Origin of the sequence: Jatrophihabitans lederbergiae (genome assembly GCF_031845305.1) — a bacterium.
In the GTDB taxonomy this organism is placed as follows: domain Bacteria; phylum Actinomycetota; class Actinomycetes; order Mycobacteriales; family Jatrophihabitantaceae; genus Jatrophihabitans_A; species Jatrophihabitans_A lederbergiae.
In genome coordinates this window covers 1-4129 of record NZ_JAVREH010000112.1, presented here as the reverse complement: position 1 = coordinate 4129, position 4129 = coordinate 1, and the positions used below count along the sequence as shown (strand labels likewise).

Sequence of the window (4129 nt, the reverse complement as noted above, 5' to 3'; positions counted from 1 at the left end):
CTTCGGCACACCCTCCGCCGCCAGCCTCCTGATCAGCGCCCAGTCCTCCAAAGTGATCACACTCCAATCGTTGAGTGCTCACTTCTCACCGCCGAAACTGTTCAGTTTTCGAGCGCCGCCGACACACGGGCTGGAAGATCTCAGTTACAGCGCGGCCGACCGCTGCGACGTCATACCAGAATCCGGCGAGCCGAGTGTGGTCGAGTTCGTGCAACTCGGTCGCGTGACCCTTGAGGATGACGACGCAATACCCCGCCTGTGCCTGGTTACGGTGAAGCCTCGCGAAGCTGAACGGCAGTTCGGCGATGAGGTCGCTGTGCTCGTTGGTCACCAAGGAACCGTCGGCGCACATTGGACAGCCCTCACCCGATTTCATCTGCTGCCACTCGGCATTGTTCCACCACGGCACGGATGCTGACCTTAGCGGCCGAGACAGGATGGCATGAGCCGCCACTCCAACACCGGCGAGCCAGCCTCGTTCCAGTTCTCCGCACTCCTGCGTTATTCGTGTGCGTCGGTTGGCACCCGACGCGGACACCGGTAGTCGCTAGAAGGTGGCAAGGCCGCCGCTGGGAGGACGGCGCGGGACATTCGCGGATCAGCAGACTCACTCCGTGTTGCGCGGTTAGGTTGGGCGAATGGGCGAGGACCGCGTGGACACGGATCACCCCGAGCGCGACGACTCTTGGGACCAGCAGGCGCGCCACGAGACACCGACCGAGCGCCTAGATCGCAACTGGACTGACCTGCTTCAAGAGCTACGAGTCGTCCAGACTGGCGTACAACTGTTGACCGGCTTCCTGCTCACGCTGCCTTTTCAGGCTCGCTTCGAGAAACTTTCGACGTTCCAACAAGACGTATACCTGATCACCGTCGGGTGTTCGGTGGCTGGTGGCGCTGTCCCTAGCCATTGTCGGAGTCGTGCTCTTGATCTTTGACGTGGTCCGAGGCGCGATCACAGGCTGGGCAGCAGCAGCAGCCGTCGTTGCGGCCGTACTGACGGTGCTGTGGTTCGGGTTTCCGCTCGTCGTCCGAGCCCGCGACGCAGCGCCGGGGAAGCCAACTTCCGGGTCCTAACACACCCCTTCTGCGGCACACGGCAGCATCGCTGGCCATCGCATCCCGAACAAGTGTCAAGGTGGTTCGGCGCGGAAGTCGCGTCGTCGTCGCTCTGACAAGCCGACAGGAGGCACGTTCGCTGCTCACGCTCATCAGCGAGCGTGTCGAGTTCGACTAACGATCCCGGCACCAAACGGCCCGCTCCCGATGATGGGCGGCCCGTTCTGTTGGCATCAACTCAAAAGGGCATCGCGTCCGCCCGGTGCTCAAGTTCTCGCCGTGGCCCGTGCGCCGTTCTGACGCAGAGACATACACTCCGCGGATGCTGCAGGAGTGGGGGTGCCGGACGACCGATGGGCATCAGTTGCGTGTGCAGGGCGCTCCCGCCTCGGCCGGCTACCCGATTTTCGTCCATCCCGGCACTCCCGGATCGCGGCACATGTTTGTACCGACGGTGGCCGCGGCCGCCGACCACGGATTGCGCTTGATCTGCTGGGACCGTCCTGGTTACGGCGAGCGGCCTGGGCGTCCGGGTCGCCGGACAGCCGACGTCGCTCAGGAAGCTGAAGCGGTCGCCGTCGCGCTGGGGGTGTCGCGTTTTGCTACGTGGGGCTTCTCCGGTGGTGGCGCCTACGCGCTGGCGTGCGCTGCCCTGCTGCCCCAGCACGTGTCCGGCGCGGTGGTGATGGCTGGCCTGGCCCCCTACGACGCTCCTGGGTTGGACTGGACCGGGCACTTGTCGCCGGTCAGCCGAGCAGAGGTGGAACTGTTCTTCACCGACCCGGGAACGGCTCGCGACCGTCACCGCATCGACGCTGACGACTGGTTCAAGGTGTTGTCCCGCCCGGAAGGGTGGTGGGCACGCTGGAGGGATCAGGCAGGCAAGGACGAGGCGCACAGCCCAGCCGTCGCGGATCATCTCGCGCTGGTCTTTCACGAGGCCATGCGACGCGGTGACGAGGGCTGGTGGGAGGACTGGTCGGCTGCGCTCTCCCCTTGGTGCTTCGATGTCCGCGACATCCGCGTACCGGTCCAGCTTTGGTACGGCGTCGGTGACCTGTCGGTAGGTGCCGAGCACGGTCGATGGCTCGCCGAGCACATCTCTGGCGTCAACGCCCACTTCCTCGAAGGCGAGGACCACACCAACCTCGAGGCCCTGCACCAGACCCAGGCCTGGACTTGGCTAGTCACCACAGCCAGTGACTGACTAGCGCTCCTGCCCGGTAGACGGACGCCGGAAGAGTCACGCCGTGGTCGAGGACCCAAGGGTCCAAGGCGAGGGGCGAGTCGGTCAGCAACGCGTGTGCACATCGCAGGCCTAGACCGACCGTTGAAGGTTGTCCGCGTCTAAGCTTTTTGCGCCTCGTCCTCGGCCTGACCGGCGTCATCAGCTCGCAGCTTGAGCGCTGGCGTAGCGCACGACGGGCCAAGCAGCTTATGAGCACCGCGTCCCGCAGGGCGCGAGGCTGGCCCCGGAGCCCGCAGACCTCATGGTCAGCCCCTCGACTTGGAGCCGGCGACTCACGACATGGCTGCGCGGGCCCCGGCGCGGCTTCGCCAGCCGTTCCCGACCCGAACTCGTCCTCGCGCGCTGTGATGATGACTGCGAGTCTTCAGCTGTGAACCGGTAATCGCACACGATTGTCCGGTGGTGGCGCGCTCGTAGCCGGATCACTGTCTGTTCCGATGAGCCGATCAGAGTAGGAAGGTCAGCGGCCCTCTCCGGGCTGGTCATCCTTGCGCCGTGCTTGCAGCACCTCCGGCAGAGAGCCGGCGTCACGCCGCCGGGTGACTGCAACGACCGGCGGCGTGACGCGCAGCGGGACGGCAGCGAACATATGCCGTTTCCTCCGAGATGCACATAGGCCGCTACCGAACGTAGTCCCGTGCTTGTGCGCCGTCGAACCGAACGTAAGTGCCGGCTGCAGCCCTTGGCCGATAGTGCTATGCCCATGTCGGTTAGCGTGCGATGATCCGTCAATGGGACTTTTCGGAGGATATGCCAGCTGTCGTGCTACCAAACGAATGGCGGTTTTCGCGGCGGTTGGCGCGGTCGGCCTACTCACGGCATGCAATGGGGGCGCGACCCGAACGACGGCGGCAACCGCTGGGCCGGCGACGGTGACGAAGACAGTCGCGGCACCGACCCACACTTCGACGGCCACTCCCTCGCCGTCGGTATCCGTCTCGGTCGTGGTCACGACGGTGCAGAAGCCAGCACCTCAACCCCCCGCAAGCTCACAGGCCCCGGTCGCCGCGTACGTGGACCCAGTCGCGGTCGTTCAGAAGTTCTACAGCGATCTCAACAGCAAGAACTTCCGAGCCGCCTGGGACGCAGGCGGCTCGAACTTCACCAACGGCGGCGACTACTACTCATGGGTCGCCGGCTACGCCAACACCACCGGCGTGATCGGAACGGCGACCGACGCTGGCGGCGGTGTCGTCGACACCGAATTCACCGCCATGCAAACCGACGGCATCGCCGAGGTCTATCAAGGCACCTACACCGTACGAAACGGCGTCATCGTCGCTGGACACATGCACCGGGTGAACTGAGAAGCCGCTAAGGGCACCGCAGGGTCATCTGCCCCAAACCTAAGGGCCTTCTGCTCACAGCCCCGCACGCCGATGACCGGCGAGCGCTCGGTGGCGTGGAAGTGAGCGTCGTGCACCGCTTGACACCTGTCCTGTCTACTGCGCTGCTCGGTCCCTCGCATGTGTTGGGCCGCTTCTTCACGGTTCACCCGGCTGGCGTTGCGCACGGTGACGAAGGTGTTCCCGGCTATGCCGAGGAAGAGGATGAAGCTTCCAGCGGGCGGGCAACGTGCGCGATCTGAAGAGCCACGCCGATGCCCGCGACGGTCAGGCACGTCACCGCGAGAGGGTCAATTCGAGCCGAGTGACGTTCGATGCCTTACGTGGGGCCACGTGGCCTACCCTAGTCCCAATACCGTTCAGTTAAGCTTACAGCGGTGTAGTTTGGTGGTATGCCTCGTGCTGGGTGGGTGAAGCCGGAGTCGGATCGTCGGTTGTCGGATTTGGTGTCGGTGGGGGTGTTGACCCGGGTGTT

General features: G+C 64.9%; 4 protein-coding genes and 1 pseudogene. 4 read left to right on the top strand and 1 reads right to left on the bottom strand.

From position 1 onward, the window contains the following. From RM423_RS24130 to RM423_RS24120, 3 genes and pseudogenes are all read left to right on the top strand, one after another. Positions 1 to 418, top strand: a 418-nt coding sequence (locus RM423_RS24130) for a hypothetical protein (RefSeq protein WP_311425588.1), incomplete at its 5' end; no start/stop codon positions are given. Positions 419 to 653: 235 nt separating this feature from the next. Next, positions 654 to 1077 (top strand): annotated as a pseudogene (locus RM423_RS24125) (DUF6328 family protein). A gap of 304 nt (positions 1078 to 1381) precedes the next feature. After that, the gene (locus RM423_RS24120) at positions 1382 to 2266 is read left to right on the top strand and encodes an alpha/beta hydrolase (RefSeq protein WP_311425586.1); all 885 of its coding nucleotides are present in this window, start codon (positions 1382 to 1384) and stop codon (positions 2264 to 2266) included. A 502-nt stretch (positions 2267 to 2768) separates the two neighbouring features. On the opposite strand, the gene RM423_RS24115 is transcribed toward RM423_RS24120, so the two are convergent. Further along, entirely contained in the window at positions 2769 to 2897 is a 129-nt protein-coding gene (locus RM423_RS24115) for a hypothetical protein (protein ID WP_311425585.1), read from the bottom strand. A 283-nt stretch (positions 2898 to 3180) separates the two neighbouring features. Between RM423_RS24115 and RM423_RS24110 the strand changes: the two genes are divergently transcribed. Then, positions 3181 to 3615, top strand: coding sequence for a hypothetical protein (locus tag RM423_RS24110; protein WP_311425584.1), 435 nt, complete (start codon positions 3181 to 3183; stop codon positions 3613 to 3615). The last annotated feature ends 514 nt before the right edge of the window (positions 3616 to 4129 follow it).